We start from the raw sequence: 17,180 nt of genomic DNA, 5'->3' as shown, positions 1-17,180 counted from the left end.
ATGGAACGAGTAGCCCTCCTCCATTCCTTCTCAAGAGAATCAATGCTAAGGCCTGACCCAAGCAATCGTTCGAGGGCCCGGTTTCAGGTGTTTCGTGTCCCCTTTCTCATCGCCGTCGCGCTTGCCATCGCCTTCGGCGGCGGTATCTGGTCGACACTCGTGGCGCTCGATGCGACGGTGGGGTTCGGCGCCATAAAACTCGGCCCCTGGGAGGCATTCCCGGACGCGCAGACCTCCAAGGCCGATCCTTACGCGAAATCGCACCGGGCAAATGCCGGCAAGCTCCTCTATGCGAGCGCCGAAGGGCTCGTCTTCACCGCCGCGGTCGACAGCGCCGGGGCGCGGCTTTCCGGCGACTGCACCTACCGGCTTTCCGGCCACACGCCGCCGGCGCGTTTATGGACGCTGTTTGCCACGCGTCCCGGCGGCGCGCCGCCCTCAATCACCAGCGACCTGCCGACGGCGCTGAACTCGCGCATCGTGCTGCGCCAGCCGGACGGCAATTTCACGATAGACATCTCCGCCTCCGCAAAGCCCGGAAACTGGCTCGCCGTCTCCGCCGGCCAGCCCTTCCGCCTGACGCTCACACTGTTCGATACGCCAACGGCGGGCAGTTCCGGCCTCGTGGATCTTTCCATGCCCTCGATCGTCAAGACCGGATGCGGGAATGCTTAAATCCCTTGGCCTGAAACTCGCGCTGGCGATTGCTACCGGCCTTATCGGCGCGGCCCTGCTGCATCTCGTGATCGTGCTCTCGCTGCCCTATTTCAGCGAGCGCGACGCCTATACGCGCGTGCTCGCAAAGGGCGAGCGCCACCGCTTCTATCCGCTTGCCGAAAAGCCAGATCAGGCAGGGCTCGCCAAGGACGACCCTTTCCTCGACGTGGCAGTGTGTTCCTTCGATATCGGCAGCGGCCCCATCCGCGTGATGGCGCCGGGCAACGTGCCCTTCTGGTCGCTCGCCGTCTATGACGGCGCCTCGAACGAGGTCTTCTCGATCAACGACCGCACATCCGTCGGCGGGGTGCTGGATGTGGTGATCGCAACGCCCGTGCAACTCACGCTTCTGCGCAAGTCGCTGCCGGAGCCTATCGCGGAATCGATCCTAGTGGAGACGCAGGCGGCGGAGGGTTATATCGTGCTGCGGAGCATGGTGCCGCAACCGAGTTTTGCAGCATCGGCGAGGCAATTCCTCGCCCAGGCGACCTGCGCGCCTTTCGAGTGGCGGGCCAGAAACCAGTTCTGATTTCACCCCGCAGGAGCGGTCACTTCTGCTCCGTGCGAACCAATGCGTTTTCAGCCTGCCGGCGGGATGTATCCCCGACGCGCTCGTAGCGCACGCCGGTGAAGAGCARCAATTTGCCCTCCTTTTCCTGCGGCCTGCCGACATGCACCGGCGACCGCCTGCTCGGCCTCAAACGCCATCTGTTCAATACCACGATCTCTGCCATGCTCGTCTCCATTCCAGGGTTCGAGACGGATGAAGGGCGGATCGATTTCACCCCGCCCTTCGGAGGGCCTCACGCAATTCCCGGCAACCTCACCTGCCGAACTTGCGCTTCTTCAGCGCTCCTTCATCCACAGCGCGGCGACACCTATTCCAAGACCGGCTTCGCCTGGGCCGGGCTTGATGTGCTGACGTCTTTCCGGTGAACCGATGAGGAAACCGCCGGACGCCGAACATGCGGTCAATTCAGCCATAAGTCGGTTAACGGACTATTTACACTACCGAGGCATGTGGCTCCGTGCCGCCCCTGCCCGCTGCAAAAACGCAGAAGACCGGCATTTGGTTCACGCGCTCAGCAGGAGAAATTACCGGCTCGCGACATGGCCGAACGTCCATGCCGGGATGGGACGAACCTGTTTCAGAATGGTCTGCTTTCACCTCCCATTAACCCTTACAGAGTTAGCATCCGGTAAACAGGATCGGGAGAGGTCGGCGCCATTTCCCCATGACCCACTTTCCTGCCGGGATCTCCCCGGAGCGCGCAACGCCTCCGGGTTTGTTTTGCGTAGTGAGTATGGCTGTGATCGACCAGTTTCGAGATCTTGAGAGGCCCGCGGCCATGCGCAGGAAGGATGTGGTTTTGATGGCCACGATAACCAGTTTCGAAAGCCTTGCCCGCCCCTCCCGTTCGGAACTGCGGCAGTTCGCCGAACTCTTCGCACCGCTCTTTTCCGCCTCCACCGAGGAAGCCCGCCGCCAGGCGGTCGCGGCACTCTCCCAATGCCCGAACGTGCCGCCGGCGGTCGCCTTCTTCATCGCGACCCAGCCGATTGCGATCGCCGCACCGTTTCTCACCGCTTCCGCCTGCCTGGATGACGAAACGCTGGTCGCCATTGCCCGTACGCAAGGGGAAGCCCATGTCCGGGCGATCGTCCGGCGCGAGGCGCTGTCGCCGACGGTGATCGATGCGCTGGTTGGCCTGCGATACCCGAAGGAAGAGACCGATGCGAAGGCCGACACCGCGCCTGCCGCCGGGGCGGACAAGCCGGCCGCGCCCCCATCCGTCCCTTCGTCCGTTCGGGCCGGGACAGAAAGCTCCGAAGCAGCAGAGGCCCCGGAAACGCAAGGCAAGGACCGCCTGGAGCGCGAGGAAGAGCTTCGCGAGCAGATCAAGGCGCTGGCCGCCCACATCGACCGGCCGGCGAGCGACCGGCTCGGCCTGCGCAGCCTCACCCCGGCGCAGGAGGCGCTGCTGGTGCGGTTCGCCCGCAATCGCGAGGCAGGCTTCTTCGCGAGCGTGCTTGCCGATGCGCTTTCGGCCAGCCGCTGGCTTTCGGAGCGCATCATGCTCGACATTTCCGGCCAGCAGCTTGCCGCCACGCTGAAGGGGCTCGCCATGCAGCCGGCCGACGCGCTCTTCATCCTCGAGCGACTTTACGACCACCTCTCGGAACGCATGAACGGCGAAAGCCGGGCCGAGGCCCTATGGGGAAGGCTCGACGGGGACGAATGCTACCAGCGCGTGGAGGCCTGGCGGCGCGCCGACAGCTATACCTATGCGGCCGGCCCRCGGACGATCTCCGAGGAAAGCGAGCTGGAAGCGCACCACGCCGTGCGGCCGCAACTGGCGGCCGCCAGCTCGCGCAGGGCGCCGCAGGCGGTTCGCCGGCGCTGATTATCCTTCCGGCTTCACCACTTCGAACAGATCGCCGATCTCGTCCGTTTCCAGCTCCACGAGCCAGAGATCGGGATCGAAGCGCAGCTCGCGCGCCAGCGCCTCCTCGACCTCGTGGGGCTGCGCCTTTTCAAGGCGCAGCTCGAACTTGCGGGCGCCATCATCCGTCTCGTCGAAGAAGTTCTGGGGCGCCGGCGCGAACAACGTTTCCAGCCCATCGCGCCCGCGCTGGCGAATGAAGATCGCGCCCGCCTCTTCCGCGCCCTTCTTCTCGATGGCGGCAAACCCGCCGGCCGAAAAGACGCGGCGGATAAGGGCGGAGGCGAAGATATCGGAACGGATGCGCATGKGTTTGTCTTATGGCGGTTCAGCGGGAAGGGCAAATGGTGCGATGCCCGAATTGCCCTCACCCTAGCCCTCTCCCCGTTTTGACGGGGAGAGGGAACTTGCCCCACGCAATCTTACCGGAATGAGGAGAAGGGCGCGGCATATCCCTTCTCCCCGTCAAAACGAGGAGAAGGTGGCGGTAGCCGGATGAGGGGCAATTTGAGCCGGAAACTACAGGGCGCCGATCGACTTCAGCTTCTTCAGGACCTGTTCGTTCGGCTCGCCGGTCTCGGGAAGGCGGTAGTGCTTTTCGAAACGGCGGATCGCCGCCTTGGTCTGGTCACCCGCCACGCCGTCGACGGCGACATCGGCATAGGCGATATTGGAAAGCCCGCGCTGGATCTGCAGCACGAGTTCGGACGGCGGGAGGATGGTCGATCTCGATGCCGACACCTGCCTTGCAGCCCCGCCTGTATTAATCGGCGGGCGCGTGGACGGGCTCTTTTCCGCCGAGCGGATGGCGGCGGCGACCGGATCTTCCCCCGCATGAATGTTTTCCGCCGGACGGGCGGCGGGCACGACGGTCACCGGCGCGCGCGGAGCCTCTGCCGGCTGCTGGGCCGGCTCAGCCGTGCGGGTCGCCACCTGCGTCCCCGCCTTCAGCGCCGCGAGCAGTTCGGTACTGGCGCCACCGGTACGTTCGAGGCCCGCGGCCTCCTGGAAGGAGAGGATAGCGGCGGCGGTGCGCGGGCCCATCAGCCCGTCGTCGGCGCCTTCATAGAGGCCACGGCGGGAAAGCTCGCGCTGGACTTCGGCGATCAGGGCCCGGTCGGGCGCCGTCTGCTGCGGCACCTGCGGCGCCTGAGGCGCTTGAGCCCCTGGAGCGGGAACCGGAGCCGAAACCGGGGCCGCAGCCGGCATCGTTCCTGCGCTTTCGGCCGGCGCCGATTCATCGGCCCGCTCTATGCGGAATGTGGTGACCTCTTCAGGGGCTGCACGCCGCATGGGTCGGTAGCCGGCGATCGCGTTCGGATATTCCAGATCGCGGGTTGCGAGGAAGGGTGACGGGTGCCCGCCCGGCTGATACCAGAGGGCATTGGCGGCAACGAAGCTGAACACGACGATAAAGGCGGAGGCGCCGGCCACGATGCGCGGATGGCGCGCGGCCGCGGCGCCGAGCGACCCGGCCACAGCCCCAATCCCAGCCCTGGCCCCACCGGCAACCGCCGTGGCCAGGCGCAGGGGAAGACCCGGCCCCTTGGCCGGCTTCCTCCTCTCAGGCGATTTTCGCTTTCGCGCGGTCATGGTCAAAATCCCGTTCGTCCGTCATGGGCGCTCCCCTGCCTACCTTGAGGCGCGGGGGAAATTCGATCGTCTGCTCCTGCGCCGCATCATCGCGGCGTATCGCGCCGGAGCCATCCGCCGGCAGCAGGACCGTCACCACGGTTCCCTCGCCGGGACGGCTTCTGATCTCGAAGCGGCCGCCATGCAGCGCCACGAGACCCTTGACCAGCGACAGGCCGAGGCCGGTCCCTTCGTAACGGCGGGCGAAATCATTATCAACCTGCATGAAGGGCTGGCCGATCAGTTCCAGCTTCTCCGCCGCAATCCCGATGCCGGTATCGCTGACGGAAAGGACGAGATCGCCGCCGTCGAGCGCCGCATCGATGGAGACGACGCCGCGATCGGTGAACTTGATGGCATTGCCGGCCAGATTGATGAGGATCTGCTGCACGGCGCGGCGATCGGCGACCACCTCGCCCAGCCCCTTCTGCACGCGGCAGGTGAGCGTGATTTCCTTCTCGCGGGCGGAAAGATCCAGCATGGCGCGGCAGGCTTCCATCGCATCGGCGATGCGGAAGGGCTCGGTCAGGAGTTCGTAGCGTCCGGCCTCGATCCTGCTCATGTCGAGCATGGTGTTCACGACCGAGAGCAGATGCGCGCCCGACTGGCGGATGAGGCCCACATATTCCCGCTGGCGCTCGGTTTCGAGCTTGCCGAAATATTCGCCGGCCAGCACATCCGAAAAGCCGAGAATGGCGTTGAGCGGCGTGCGCAGCTCATGGCTGACGGCGGCCAGAAAACGCGATTTCGCCTCATGCGCGGACTGGGCCTCGGCCGTGCTCCGGACGGCTTCGGCGCGCAGCGCCGCCTCCTCGGACGTATCGCGAAGCTGGGCGAAGACCTGGTGAAGCTTTCCTTCGGGATCGCGAAGGGCGGTCATGTCCAGCCGAACATAGAGGAACTGCCGGCCGCCGGACGCGCAGAAGGGACGCTCGACCCGGACTTCGACGAGCGCGCTCTCGCGTCCCTGGCGCAGGGCATCGAAGGCCTGCATGAGGGCGATGCGGTCGGAGACATGCACCAGCTCGGCAAAGACTGAGCCGGTCGGCGCGCGCAGGTTTGCCGGCAGGCCAAGGCGATCGCGGCCACCCGCCTTCACCACCACGCCCTGCGGGTCGAGAATGAGCGCAAGGCCGGGGCATGCGGCGAAAACGGCGTCATCCGGCTCGAGAGCGGAAAGCGGCATCGCCGTGGAGCGCCGGAAGGCGAAGGCAGCGGCGGCGGCCACGAGGAAGAGCGAGAGAACGACGGCAGCGCCGACCGGCAGCGCCAACGAGGGGCTCGCGACGAAACTGAGCGCGAGCGGCACGCAGACGAGCGCGGCGAGGCAGGAAAAGGCAAGCCGGCGCAGGAAGGCGACCTCGCCCGCGGGCGCCCGATCACCTTCGCCGAGACGCTCCAGCCATCGGAGCGCGGCATGGTCGACCAGTTCGACCGCCCAGCCGGCAATGTTACTCAATACGCGCACGCCAAATCCTGAAAACAACAGACTCATTCGTTGAAGGAACAATAGGTCCATGCGGCTTAAAGAAAGGATAAAACAACCCCTTTTGAAGGTTCCAGGGACCCCGAAATCCCGCTTTGACACACAATCGCGGGGACTTCTGCGATCATGGTTAACGGGGCGTAAGCAACGGATTCTGCTAGATTTTCCGCCTTTCGTTAACCTTTGTGGCAAGGGCAGCCTCCGCAAAGGCCATAGCTTTCGGGCCCCTGCCGCATTTATGCTTAACGGCAATCGCTAAACTTGTACTCGAATTCGGCTCAAACCTGTCTCAAACGAGGGCAGACTGAAATTCCGGAGAAATTTATTTAAAAATCGAGCGATCATGTCAAAGCGCTGTTCGCTTCCCGGCTGTAAGGTCTCAGCCAGGACCGGAAGCAGACCGGCGGCCGCCGCGGCGGCGAGATGGATTAGAGGGTGACGGGATAATGTGGTTTCTGATCAAGGGAGGTTTCTGGTTCGCGGCGGTGCTCGTCGTGCTCTCCTATTTCAGCTCCCGCCCCGCCCCGGAAACCGAGGCCGTTTCCGGGCTGCAGGTCACCGATACGCTGCGGGTCGCCACCGAGGCCTATCAGTATATGAGCGGCCTGTGCGCGGAAAAGCCGGAGGTTTGCGAAAAGGGCGCCGAGACCCTGATGCTGCTCGGCCACCGGGCCCGCGAGGGCGCGCGGGTCGCCTTCGAGATTCTGGACAGCCAATTCACGGAAGACGGCAAGGCTCCCCTCGCCGCAGACGAGCCGCTCGCGGAGCTTGCCGATCCCGATCCCACGCCGTTTCCCGGCAAGGGCGGCGCCGACACGATCATGACCGGAGCCATTCCGCTGCCGCAGCCGAAGCCGCTTCACTGAGTTTCTTCATGCGATTCCAAAAGCTTGCGCCGCGTTCCTTTGAGGTTCACGGCGCCTGACTGCCTGCCCTGTATCTCGGCATCCTGCCGGCGCCGCGAGGAATGATCTCCTCGCGGCGATTTTTTTGCTGTTTTCCCCGAGGCGGTTCGTCCCTATATGAGGACTGAACATGCACTATTTTCTACGCATGTCGTTATCGCAAACCTGGCGCAAGCCGTTGCACGACATGCTTTAGCAGGAGCCGCCATGGCGAGCCTCGACCAGATCATCGACGATTTCGCCTTCCTCGACGAATGGGAAGACCGCTACCGCTATGTCATCGAACTCGGCAAGCAATTGCCGGAGCTTGCCGAAGACAAGCGGACACTCGAGAACAAGGTGCAGGGCTGCGCGAGCCAGGTCTGGCTCGTCAGCCATTCCGATGGCGCGGACGACCCCGTGCTGACCTTCGAGGGCGATTCCGACGCACATATCGTGCGCGGGCTGGTGGCGATCGTGCTCGCCGTCTATTCCGGCAAGCGCGCCTCCGAGATCGCCGCGACCGACGCGATCGAGATCTTCGACCGCATCGGGCTGGTGGAGCACCTCTCCTCGCAGCGCGCCAACGGGCTGCGCTCCATGGTGCGGCGGATCAGGCAGGAAGCGACAGCGAAGGTCGCGGCTTAGGCCTTCATCGTAGGCACCCCTCCCGGCCTGCCGGCCAGGAGGGGTAACGAAATCACAACACCGGCCGATAACCCTCCGCGCCCCAATGGTGGCTGCGGCGTCGCCGTTCCGGCGCGGGCGGGGCATAATGCCGGGCAAGCGCCAGGAGTGCGGCGCGCAGCATCAGCTTTGCCGAGCGCACCGGCCATTGCCGCTYCCGCTCCACCAGTTCCAGGCCCTTCAAAAAACAGCAGACATCGACCGCCACCCCGGCAAGCTCAGGGCCCATCGCCTCCACCGCGCGGGAGACGCGATCGCGTGCGGCCAACGCGCTTTCGGCGATTTCCGTCTGTCCGCCCGCCTGCCCCTTGCCGCGGCTTGCAAGCCTCGGCTCCCATGAGGCCGTCACGCGCGGCTGCAATTGCGCCCTGGTGAAATCCGCAAGCAGCCGCTCGCCCGCTGCGATCGCCTCCTCCGGCAGGAAGCGGGCGCCGTTGCGATCCTTGATCCTGGCAAGCGCCGAAAGCGGCGATTCGACGAGGTTGCGGCGCACCGGCTGGCGGGCGCCCTCCACCTCGATGTTTTCCACCGCGATCTCGCGATGCTGGTCGCCGAAGCTTTCCTCCCCCTCGATCAGCGCGCGGCGCAGGAAGGCGGAGGCTTCGGGACTTGCCGACGCCCTGCCCTCCACGATCCGCAGGAGACCCGTCGCCTCTGCCGCGCGAAGGGTGGCGCGTGAATAGGCGCGGCCCTCCTCTCCGAGCATCAGCGTTTCGCCGTCGGGCGAGGGCGTGACGGCGCATTCGCCGCGGGCAAGCTGGCGGATGAGGCGCAGCATTTCCTTCCTGGCGGCACGCGCCAGCTTCGCTTCGCTTGCCTTCATTTCAGTGATGGGCGCTTCAATCATGAGCCGACATCTCCGAAAGCCCGAAGACGGCGGCGACGATGCGCTCCACGGCGGAGACGAAATCATCGAAGGCGGGATCGTCGCGGCGGTCCTCCACCACATGGCAGGCATGGCCGACCGTGGTACGATCGCGGCCGAAGGCATCGCCGATATCGCTGAACGACATCCGGAGCGAGACGTGGCAGACATACATGGCGATCTGCCGGACATGGCAGGACGGCCGGCGGCGGTCCCGCGGCGGCATCACCCGATCGCCAAGCAGCACGACCATCTCGCTCACGAGCTGCCGGACGATGCGGCAGGTATTCCGCAAGGGTAGGCTGAGTGTCATGAGTATCGGCAGGCGCCCCGCACGGAATAGAGCGGGAGGCGGCGGCGGGGAGGCATTCGGAAGCTTCTCAAAAGGCATGACAACTCCTCAACGAATAGGAATTAATTCATACACCTTAGAGCAAGAGCGGGGATGCAGGAAGCTATGCGCCAGTTGTGCTTTGCTGAAATTCCTTAGGCTTTTCAACAAAGGGGAAACGAGATATGGGAATTTTTTCCTTTTATCGTCCCCGCTATACGGCACAATCCTACAACGCGAAGACGCGGGTTTTGCGTGAGGTTCGCGCCGAGCGCGGCGAGGAAGAAGCATGAATGCGGCAGCGCGGGCCGCGAAGAAAACCGATGCCTGAGATCGGCAAATCGCGCCGGCTCTCTGCCGGGCGGTTCTCCCCGCCATCATTCAAGGGAGAGAGTATGCAGCGCTGCCACGCATGACGCGTTCGGCGCTGCAGTTCTTCGTAGACGGTGCCCGTGGGAACCGGATCGAGGGGCTGCCGCCCCTCCCTAATCACGCCCGCTTGCGGCGCTGACCGAGGCCCATTTCCTTGGCGAGACGCGAGCGCGCCTCGGCATAGGCGGGAGCAACCATCGGATAATCCGCCGGCAGGCCCCACTTTTCCCGGTATTCTTCCGGGGTCATGTTGTAATGGGTCATCAGGTGGCGCTTCAGCGACTTGAACTTCTGCCCATCCTCCAGGCAGATCAGGTAATCGTCCTCGATGGACTTCTTGATCGGGACCGGAGGCTTCGGTTTTTCGACCGTCGTGGCGGCGGGAGCCGGAGAGGAGGTGTTGGTGAGGGCCGAGTGGACATCCGAGATGAGGTTCGGAAGGTCGCCCACGGGGACGACATGGTTGCTCACATAGGCAGCGACGATGTCGGCGGTCAACTCCACCAGCAGGTCCTGGCCCTTGCCCAGTGCGATCTCTGTCATTTCACGTCTCCTGTTCAAACTGTGACGACGAGGCCCGCGACCTCCGCGGCACCCGTCCGAGTGGAGCATTTCGTGGACAGGACACCACCCAGCCGCATCGTCGCGAAGACATGAAACCTACCCCTAGATTTCACACGGCGAGGAGGCGTTCATGGCCTCGGATATGGCCTCGAAGGAGGTTTTTCCTTCAAACCCCGAGTGTTTCCGCCAGCTTTTTCCAAAAGGATCGGCCAGACATGCTCGGCATTCTCGGAAAGACGCCTCTTCAAGGCAACATCAGCGCTCAACTACTTTGGAATTAGACCTCTTGCAAAAGTCGTTCAAGTGCGAAATCTGGTAATAGGGGTCATTTTTCAGCTCTACACCAAAAGAACAGTGCAATTACTCCGATAAATTCGGAAAATATTGCCTGTTTAAGAGGCTAATAAATCTGCAGTCCCTATTATATTCGCTTTTCGTGCTCGCTCATTTCATCGCAAACGGAGCGCGGCGACAGCGAATAGCCGACCTGATGCGCCGCCTTGGCAAGCAAATGGGCCGAAACCGGGGCGGTCAGGATAAAGAAGAAGAAACCGGCAAGCGCGCGGGCAAGGGTGGCGAGATCGCCCGAATGCACGCCGACGGCGAGCAGCATCAGCCCCGAGCCGACCGTGCCGGCCTTGGAGGCCGCGTGCATGCGGGTATAGATGTCCGGCAACCGGTTGATGCCGATCGCCGCGATCAGCGCGAAGGCGGAGCCGGAAAGGATCAGCCCGGCGGTCGCCAGCGCAAGAAGCATGTCCATCAGGCCTTCCTCCCCTTTCGCGCCGCCAGGGACGCGGATTTCGCCTTCGCCCGGCCGCCTGCCCTGCCGGCGGTCTTGCTGGCTGTCTTGCTGCCGGATGCCGCGGCTTCGGCGGGCGCCGGCGCCGCCTCGGACGATCCGTCGCCCCCGCGCGCCAGGATGAAGCGGGCAAACGCGACCGTTGCCAGAAAGCCGACCAACCCCAGCGAGATGGCGATATCGATATAGAGCGTGAAGCCGGTCCGGATCGCGATCACACCGATGAAGCCGATGACGATGCCGACCAGCATGTCGAGCGCCACCACCCGGTCCGGCAGGGTCGGCCCCTTGATGACGCGGTAGACGGTCAGAAGAAAGGCGATGCCGAGGGCGACGAGGCCGATGGAGATAGCGACGGAGAGGACGGTATCGGGCGCGCTCATCTGAACGCCTCCATGATCTTGCGCTCGAAGCCCTCGGCGATATCCCGCCTGGTCGCCTCGATATCGGAGCAATCGATCGCATGCACGAACAGCGTCTTGCGATCGGCCGAGACGTCGACCGAGAGCGTGCCGGGGGTCAGCGTGATGAGGTTGGCGAGCAGCGTGATCTCGAAATCGCGGTCGACCGTCAGCGGAAAGGCGAATATGCCGGGCTTCAGGTCCATGCGCGGGCTCACCACCATGACCGCAACCTTCCAGGCCGACAGCGCGAGTTCCTTGAGGAACAGCAGGCAGAGCGACAGGATGCGGCCGAACCGTTTCCAGTAACCGCGGCCGCCTATCTCGTCGCGCACGATCCACAGGCAGAGCGTCGCGAGCAAAAAGCCGAAGGCGAGGTTGTGGAAGCTGGCGCTGCCGGTGATCGCCACCCAGACGGCGGTAAAGAGCGCGCTGACGATGATCGTGCTCATGGCGTGCCTCCGGCGGGAATGGGCGTGCCTCCGGCGGGAAAGACCGAACGGATATAGGCCGACGGATCGGCAAGCCCTTCGGCCGCCGCCTGCGAGAGGCCGATCAGGCTTTCCGGGAAGAGGCCGAAGACGACGGCGAAGGCGACGAGCCCGGCGATCGGCAGCACGACCGTCATGCCGGCCCTTGGAGCGGGCGGGGCGTCGTGGGCCCGCGGGCGCCAGTAGGCGAGCAGGAAGACGCGGCCGAGCGCGATCGTGACGATGAAGGCCGAGACGAGGATCGCGGCGGCAAGCCACCAGGCGCCAATATCGAGCGCGGCCTTCAGGAGCGCAATCTTGGGCCAGAGGCCGAGGAAGGGCGGCAGACCGGCGACGGCCAGGAAGAGGATGAAGGAAGCGGCCGAAAACCAGGGCGCGCGGACATAAAGCCCGCCGAGCGCCGAAAGAGAGAAAGAGCCGCCGAGGCGCGCCGCCTCGCCCGTCACCAGATAGAGCGCCGTCATCGCCACGATGGAATGCAGGGCATAGAGGATCGCGCCGCTGACGCCGGGTTCGGTGCCGATCGCGACGCCGGCCATCATGTTGCCGATGCCGGCGATGACGAGATAGCCGGCGAGTCGTCTCAAGTCGTTCTGCGCCAGCGCGCCGAGCGCGCCGAGCAGCATGGTGAGCGCGGCGGAAACCGCGATCACCAGGCTCAGTTCCTCCCGCTCGACGGGAAAGAGCATGACCATGATGCGGATCAGCGCATAGATGCCGACCTTGGTCAGGAGGCCGCCGAAGAGGGCGGAAACCACGATGCGGGGCGTATGATAGGAGGCCGGCAGCCAGAAATTCACCGGGAAGGCGGCGGCCTTCATCGCGAAGGCCAGCACAAAGAGAGCGCCGAGCGTCATGGTCGGCGCGGTCCCCCGATGATYGGCCGCCTTTTCGGCGATATCGGCCATGTTGAGCGTGCCGAAGATGGCGTAGAGATAGCCGACGGCGATCAGGAAGAGTGTCGTGCCGAGGAGGTTGAGGATCGCGTATTTCAGCGCGCCGTCGATCTGCTCCCGCTCGGAACCGAGGATAAGGAGGCCGAAGGAGGAGATCAGCAGGACTTCGAACCAGACATAGAGGTTGAAGACGTCGCCGGTCAGGAAAGCTCCGGTCACGCCCGCCATCAGCAGGAGCAGGAAGGGGAAGAACCCGTAGCGGCGGCCGCTGGTATCGATATCGCGCAGCGCATAGATGCCGCCGGCGAGCGCCGCGAGTGCTGCAACCAGCGCCATGATTGCGCCGAAGAGATCGACCGTGAAGGCGATGCCGAAGGGCGGCAGCCAGCGGCCCATAGTCATGGTGACCGGCCCGCCGGACCAGACCTTCCAGAGCAGCGCGCCATCGATCAGCACCAGGAGCCCGAGCGCCGGCACGGYGAGAAGGCCATGCAGGTCTATGCGGTGGCGGATCATCATCAGCACGGCGCCGGCGCCGAGCATCAGCGCGACCGGCAGCACGACCAGCCAATCGACGAACGTGGTCGGCGCAAGCACCAGGGCTGCGGAGAGATCGACGGGGGTGGAGGAAGGCGCGGCCATTAGAGGTTACCTCCCGCCCGGAAGTCTTGCCCCTCATCCGCCTGCCGGCACCTTCTCCCCGCTGGCGGGGAGAAGGGCGCAAGTGGCATCGCATTGCCCAGATCATCGAGACCGAGCATGGCACGTCCCCTCTCCCCGCGTGCGGGGAGAGGGTTAGGGTGAGGGGCAAATTCGAAATACGCCGTCATCTTCATCAATACCCCAGCGGCGGAAGCGGTTCGTCGCCCGGTTCGGCAAGCCGCATCTCGTCCGTATTGTCGGTGCCGAGCTCCTGATAGGCGCGGTAGGCGAGCACCAGCAGGAAGGCGAAGAAGGAAAACGAGATGACGATCGCGGTGAGGATCAGCGCCTGCGGCAGCGGATTGGCGGTGCCGGCCGGCAGGGCATCCAGACCCGCGCCGATGATCGGCGGCACCTCGCGCGTCAGCCGGCCGGAGGTGAACAGCAAGAGGTTCACTGCATTGCCGAGGATCGCGATGCCGAGCAGGATGCGCACGGTGTATTTCGACATCATCAGATAGATGGCGACGGAAAAGAAAACGCCGATGAGCAGGGAAAACAACATTTCCATCAGTCGTGATCCCTTTCTTCCAGCGCAAGCGCGATCGAGGTGATCGCGCCGACGACGACCAGATAGACGCCGATATCGAAGGACACGACGGTGGCGAGCGGCACCTCCACGCCGAAGAGAGTCGGATAGATCCAGAGCCCGGTCATGAAGGGCACGCCGGCAAAGACCGATATCACGCCCGAGACGACGGCGACGAGCAGTCCGAAGCCGGCGATCGACATGGGATGGAAGCGGATGGCGCGGCGCACGGCCGAAACCCCGTAGGCGATACCGTAAATGGCGAGCGCCGAAGCCGCGATCAGTCCGCCGATGAAGCCGCCGCCCGGCTCGTTATGGCCGCGCAGCAGCACGAAGACCGAGAAGAGCAGCATCAGCGCGGTGATGAAGGGCGCGACGGTGCGCAGGATCAGCGTGTTCATGGCTGCCCCCTGTCCTTGCCCGGAACATTATCCGCCAGCCGGCGCGTTCCCGTCGCCCGGATGCGGATGAGCGCCAGCACCGCAAGGCCGGTCACCATCACCACCGCGATTTCGCCCAGCGTATCCGTGCCGCGGAAATCGACGATGATGACGTTCACCACATTCGCGCCGTGGGCGATCACCTTGGAATAGGCGTTGAAGAACTCCGTCAGCGCGTTGTTGAAGGGCGCCTGGGTGGCTTTCAGCAGCAGAAGCGCGAAACCCAGCCCGCAGGCGATCGCAACCGTCGCATCGAACAGCATCTGGCCCACCGGCCGGTGATCGCGCGGCGAGAGCCTGAGCCGGGTCATGACCAGAGCCAGAATGACGACCGAGAGCGTTTCCACCATGAACTGGGTAAACGAGAGATCCGGGGCGCCGAAGAGCAGGAAGATGACCGCGACCGCAAAGCCCTGGATGCCGAGGGAGACGATCGCCGTCAATCGGTCCGCCGCCTTGATGACCGCGAAGAGGCCGATCAGCGCGATGGCAAGGAAGGCATATTCCTGGATCAGTACATCCCGCGGCCAGGAAGGCATATCCGGCAGTTCGCCGAAGAGGAAGAGCGGCAGGATGAGCGCCAGCGCCACGAGGATGAAGCTTGCGGTGATATAGACTTCCAGCCTACCCGGCTGGACGAAGCGCGTGACCGAGACGGCAAGCCGCACAAGGCCGGAGATGAAATGATCGAAGCCTCGATCCGGCCCCGGACCCAGCGCGGCAAGCAGCCGTACCATGGCGGCGCGGGCACGATCAATCCCGAGATAAACCAGGATGCCGAGCGCTACCGTCACGACCGAGAGCAGCAAAGGCAGGCCGACATGCGGCAGGGTGGAGATGGTGATCGTCACCGGCTGGCCCTTGACCGCACTCGCCATGGGCGAGGAGACGTAAGCATGTGCAAGGCCCGACGCGAGGCCCGCCAGCAGCCCGAGACCGGCCAAAACCACCGGCCCGAGCCAGAGCAGAACCGGCCCCTCATGCGCGTGTTTCGGCGTCTCGACGGACTTGCCGATGAAGGGTTTCAGCCCCACCGCGAAGGCGACCGCGAACATCAGCGCATTGCCGATGACCGCAACGGCCGTAAACATGATCGAGCGCGGATCGCCATGGGCGAGCGCGTAATAGATCTCCTCCTTGGCGAGGAAGCCGAAGAAGAGCGGCAGGCCGCCCATGGAAAGCGCGGCAAGCAGGCCGGCGGCGAAGGTGACCGGCATGGCTCGGCCAAGCCCGCCGAGACGGGTCACGTCGCGCGTGCCGGCCTCGTGATCCACGGCGCCGGCGACCATGAAGAGCGCGCCCTTGAAGAGCGAATGGGCGACCAGGTAGAGCACCGCCGCCTCAACCGCATGATCGGCGCCGAAGCCGGTCAGCATCACCAGCAGGCCGAGCGAGGCCATGGTGGTATAGGCCAGCATGAGCTTCAGGTCGGTCTGACGGATGGCGAGCAGCGTGCCGGCGATCAGCGTCACGCCGCCGAAGAAGGGCAGCAGGATCTGCCAGGCCGGCGTATCGCCCATGACCGGGTTCAGCCTCATCAGCAGATAGACGCCGGCCTTCACCATGGTGGCGGAATGCAGATAGGCCGAAACCGGGGTCGGCGCTTCCATGGCGTTCGGCAGCCAGAAATGGAAGGGAAACTGCGCCGACTTGGTGAAGGCGCCGCCGAGCACCAGAAGAAGAGCGGCGAGATAGAACGGGCTTTCCCTGAGGCCGTCTCCGACATGGACGAGCAGCGAGAGCTGGGTGACGCCGGTAATGTTCCAGAGGAAGATCAGGCCGGCGAGCAGCAGCAGCCCTCCCCCGCCCGTCACCACCATGGCCTGAAGTGCCGCGCGGCGGGCTTCCGGGCGCTCRTGATCGAAGCCGATCAGCAGGAAGGAGGTGATCGAGGTCRGCTCCCAATAGACGAAGAGCATCAGGAAACTGTCGGAAACGACGAGCCCCAGCATGGCGCCCATGAAGAGCAGAATGAAGGAGAAGAAGCGCCCCTGCTGCGGATGCCCCTTCATGTAGCCGCCCGAATAGAGAACGATCAGCGTGCCGATGCCGGTGATCAGCAGCGCGAAGGTGAGCGACAGCCCGTCGAGGAACCATGAAAAGGAGAGATTGAAGCTCGGCACCCAGGCATAGCCGCCGGTAACCACCTCGCCCGCCGCGACATCATCCAGAAAAGTGCAGAAATGCAGGAAGGCAAAGGCCGGCGCCAGCGCCAGCAGCCAGGCGGCCCTGTGGCCGAAGGCGCGCGTGGCGGCCGGAGCGGCAAAGGCGGCAATAAAGGGCAGGAAAAGACAAAAAAACGTCAATGCCGGCGCACTGGCAGCCATATCCTCTCCCGAAATCTTCAATTTGGACCCCGCCCGCCCCCGGACGGTCGTCATCCTCATTAGGCGAATGAATACGGTGCCTCAAGAATTTTCGGTCGCGATGCACAGAAAGCCGGCTTTTCGTCGCACCCGGCAGACCCTATCTATCCAGAAAACGAGAGGAATATTCCGATGTCCGACGTCACCACGCCGAAAGTCCACAAGAGCGATATCGAATGGCGCGAGCAGCTCACGCCCGAGCAATACCGCATCCTGCGCCAGGCGGGCACCGAGCGCGCCTTTACCGGGCCCTATTGGGACAGCAAGGAAAAGGGGCTCTACCGCTGCGCTGGCTGCAACGAGCCGCTGTTCGTCTCCGACACCAAGTTCGATTCCGGCTGCGGCTGGCCGAGCTATTTCGAGCCGGTGAAGCCCGATGCGGTGACYGAGCACCGCGACAGCTCCCACGGCATGGTGCGCACGGAAATCCGCTGCGCCAATTGCGGCGGTCATCTCGGTCATGTCTTCCCCGACGGCCCGCCGCCGACCGGGCTTCGCTACTGCATCAACGGCCACGCCATGGTGTTCGAGCCGCTGGGATAATGGTGGCTTCTCTCTTCCCGAATATGGA

At 64.4% G+C, this 17,180-nt stretch carries 20 protein-coding genes; 7 read left to right on the top strand and 13 right to left on the bottom strand.

Features of this window, described 5'->3' with window-relative positions:
• Nucleotides 1-87 precede the first annotated feature (87 nt).
• The 4 genes from LCM4573_RS26585 (at nt 88) to LCM4573_RS26570 (ending at nt 3,122) form a co-directional block, all read left to right on the top strand.
• Nucleotides 88-675: a DUF1214 domain-containing protein gene (locus LCM4573_RS26585; RefSeq protein WP_071009625.1), complete on the top strand. Its 588-nt coding sequence runs from the start codon at nt 88-90 to the stop codon at nt 673-675.
• Nucleotides 668-1,246 carry a DUF1254 domain-containing protein gene (locus LCM4573_RS26580; protein WP_071009624.1) on the top strand — a complete coding sequence of 193 codons (579 nt, stop codon included), beginning with the start codon at nt 668-670 and terminating at the stop codon, nt 1,244-1,246. Before LCM4573_RS26585 ends, LCM4573_RS26580 begins: the two co-directional genes overlap by 8 nt.
• 113 nt (nt 1,247-1,359) lie before the next feature.
• Nucleotides 1,360-1,653 carry a hypothetical protein gene (locus tag LCM4573_RS28395; RefSeq protein ID WP_071009623.1) on the top strand — a complete coding sequence of 98 codons (294 nt, stop codon included), beginning with the start codon at nt 1,360-1,362 and terminating at the stop codon, nt 1,651-1,653.
• A gap of 374 nt (nt 1,654-2,027) precedes the next feature.
• On the top strand, nt 2,028-3,122 hold the full coding sequence (locus LCM4573_RS26570; protein WP_198539796.1) for a DUF2336 domain-containing protein: 1,095 nt from the start codon (nt 2,028-2,030) through the stop codon (nt 3,120-3,122).
• Here the strand turns inward: LCM4573_RS26570 and LCM4573_RS26565 are convergent, their stop codons facing one another.
• From LCM4573_RS26565 to LCM4573_RS26555, 3 genes are all read right to left on the bottom strand, one after another.
• On the bottom strand, nt 3,123-3,470 hold the full coding sequence (locus LCM4573_RS26565) for a DUF1491 family protein (RefSeq protein ID WP_071009621.1): 348 nt from the start codon (nt 3,468-3,470) through the stop codon (nt 3,123-3,125).
• Between the two features lie 210 nt (nt 3,471-3,680).
• Nucleotides 3,681-4,754 (bottom strand): peptidoglycan-binding protein, encoded by a 1,074-nt coding sequence (locus LCM4573_RS26560; protein ID WP_071009620.1) that lies wholly within the window; start codon nt 4,752-4,754, stop codon nt 3,681-3,683.
• Complete coding sequence (locus LCM4573_RS26555) at nt 4,726-6,288, bottom strand: HAMP domain-containing sensor histidine kinase (RefSeq protein ID WP_083347642.1); 1,563 nt, start codon at nt 6,286-6,288, stop codon at nt 4,726-4,728. Before LCM4573_RS26555 ends, LCM4573_RS26560 begins: the two co-directional genes overlap by 29 nt.
• Before the next feature lie 437 nt (nt 6,289-6,725).
• Here LCM4573_RS26555 and LCM4573_RS26550 point away from each other — a divergent pair, with 437 nt between their 5' ends.
• Together LCM4573_RS26550 and LCM4573_RS26545 are read left to right on the top strand one after the other, a co-directional pair.
• Nucleotides 6,726-7,145: a DUF5330 domain-containing protein gene (locus LCM4573_RS26550; protein WP_071009618.1), complete on the top strand. Its 420-nt coding sequence runs from the start codon at nt 6,726-6,728 to the stop codon at nt 7,143-7,145.
• A 246-nt stretch (nt 7,146-7,391) separates the two neighbouring features.
• Nucleotides 7,392-7,811, top strand: a complete 420-nt coding sequence (locus LCM4573_RS26545; protein WP_071009617.1) for a SufE family protein — start codon at nt 7,392-7,394, stop codon at nt 7,809-7,811.
• A 52-nt stretch (nt 7,812-7,863) separates the two neighbouring features.
• On the opposite strand, the gene LCM4573_RS26540 is transcribed toward LCM4573_RS26545, so the two are convergent.
• The 10 genes from LCM4573_RS26540 to LCM4573_RS26490 all read right to left on the bottom strand — a co-directional run bounded on the left by LCM4573_RS26540 (nt 7,864) and on the right by LCM4573_RS26490 (nt 16,570).
• A complete protein-coding gene (locus tag LCM4573_RS26540; protein ID WP_244505425.1) occupies nt 7,864-8,697 on the bottom strand; it encodes a DUF6456 domain-containing protein in 834 nt (277 codons plus the stop codon).
• Nucleotides 8,690-9,106 (bottom strand): helix-turn-helix domain-containing protein, encoded by a 417-nt coding sequence (locus LCM4573_RS26535; RefSeq protein WP_244505424.1) that lies wholly within the window; start codon nt 9,104-9,106, stop codon nt 8,690-8,692. Before LCM4573_RS26535 ends, LCM4573_RS26540 begins: the two co-directional genes overlap by 8 nt.
• A 429-nt stretch (nt 9,107-9,535) precedes the next feature.
• Complete coding sequence (locus tag LCM4573_RS26530; protein ID WP_046795734.1) at nt 9,536-9,961, bottom strand: MucR family transcriptional regulator; 426 nt, start codon at nt 9,959-9,961, stop codon at nt 9,536-9,538.
• A 442-nt stretch (nt 9,962-10,403) separates the two neighbouring features.
• On the bottom strand, nt 10,404-10,748 hold the full coding sequence (mnhG, locus tag LCM4573_RS26525) for a monovalent cation/H(+) antiporter subunit G (RefSeq protein ID WP_071009699.1): 345 nt from the start codon (nt 10,746-10,748) through the stop codon (nt 10,404-10,406).
• A complete protein-coding gene (locus LCM4573_RS26520) occupies nt 10,745-11,167 on the bottom strand; it encodes a cation:proton antiporter (protein ID WP_071009616.1) in 423 nt (140 codons plus the stop codon). The genes mnhG and LCM4573_RS26520 overlap by 4 nt, the downstream gene beginning before the upstream one ends.
• Nucleotides 11,164-11,637, bottom strand: a complete 474-nt coding sequence (locus LCM4573_RS26515) for a Na+/H+ antiporter subunit E (RefSeq protein ID WP_071009615.1) — start codon at nt 11,635-11,637, stop codon at nt 11,164-11,166. The genes LCM4573_RS26520 and LCM4573_RS26515 overlap by 4 nt, the downstream gene beginning before the upstream one ends.
• Nucleotides 11,634-13,214 (bottom strand): Na+/H+ antiporter subunit D, encoded by a 1,581-nt coding sequence (locus tag LCM4573_RS26510; RefSeq protein ID WP_071009614.1) that lies wholly within the window; start codon nt 13,212-13,214, stop codon nt 11,634-11,636. Before LCM4573_RS26510 ends, LCM4573_RS26515 begins: the two co-directional genes overlap by 4 nt.
• A gap of 193 nt (nt 13,215-13,407) precedes the next feature.
• Entirely contained in the window at nt 13,408-13,785 is a 378-nt protein-coding gene (locus tag LCM4573_RS26500) for a Na+/H+ antiporter subunit C (RefSeq protein ID WP_071009612.1), read from the bottom strand.
• Entirely contained in the window at nt 13,785-14,204 is a 420-nt protein-coding gene (locus LCM4573_RS26495) for a Na+/H+ antiporter subunit B (protein WP_071009611.1), read from the bottom strand. Before LCM4573_RS26495 ends, LCM4573_RS26500 begins: the two co-directional genes overlap by 1 nt.
• Entirely contained in the window at nt 14,201-16,570 is a 2,370-nt protein-coding gene (locus tag LCM4573_RS26490; protein WP_071009610.1) for a putative monovalent cation/H+ antiporter subunit A, read from the bottom strand. Before LCM4573_RS26490 ends, LCM4573_RS26495 begins: the two co-directional genes overlap by 4 nt.
• 171 nt (nt 16,571-16,741) lie before the next feature.
• On the opposite strand from LCM4573_RS26490, the gene msrB reads away from it, so the two are divergent.
• Nucleotides 16,742-17,152, top strand: a complete 411-nt coding sequence (msrB, locus tag LCM4573_RS26485; RefSeq protein ID WP_071009609.1) for a peptide-methionine (R)-S-oxide reductase MsrB — start codon at nt 16,742-16,744, stop codon at nt 17,150-17,152.
• Nucleotides 17,153-17,180: the final 28 nt, after the last annotated feature.

Source organism: Rhizobium sp. LCM 4573 (assembly GCF_001854865.1).
In the GTDB taxonomy this organism is placed as follows: Bacteria; Pseudomonadota; Alphaproteobacteria; order Rhizobiales; family Rhizobiaceae; genus Neorhizobium.
This window is presented reverse-complemented; position numbering and strand designations above follow the sequence as displayed.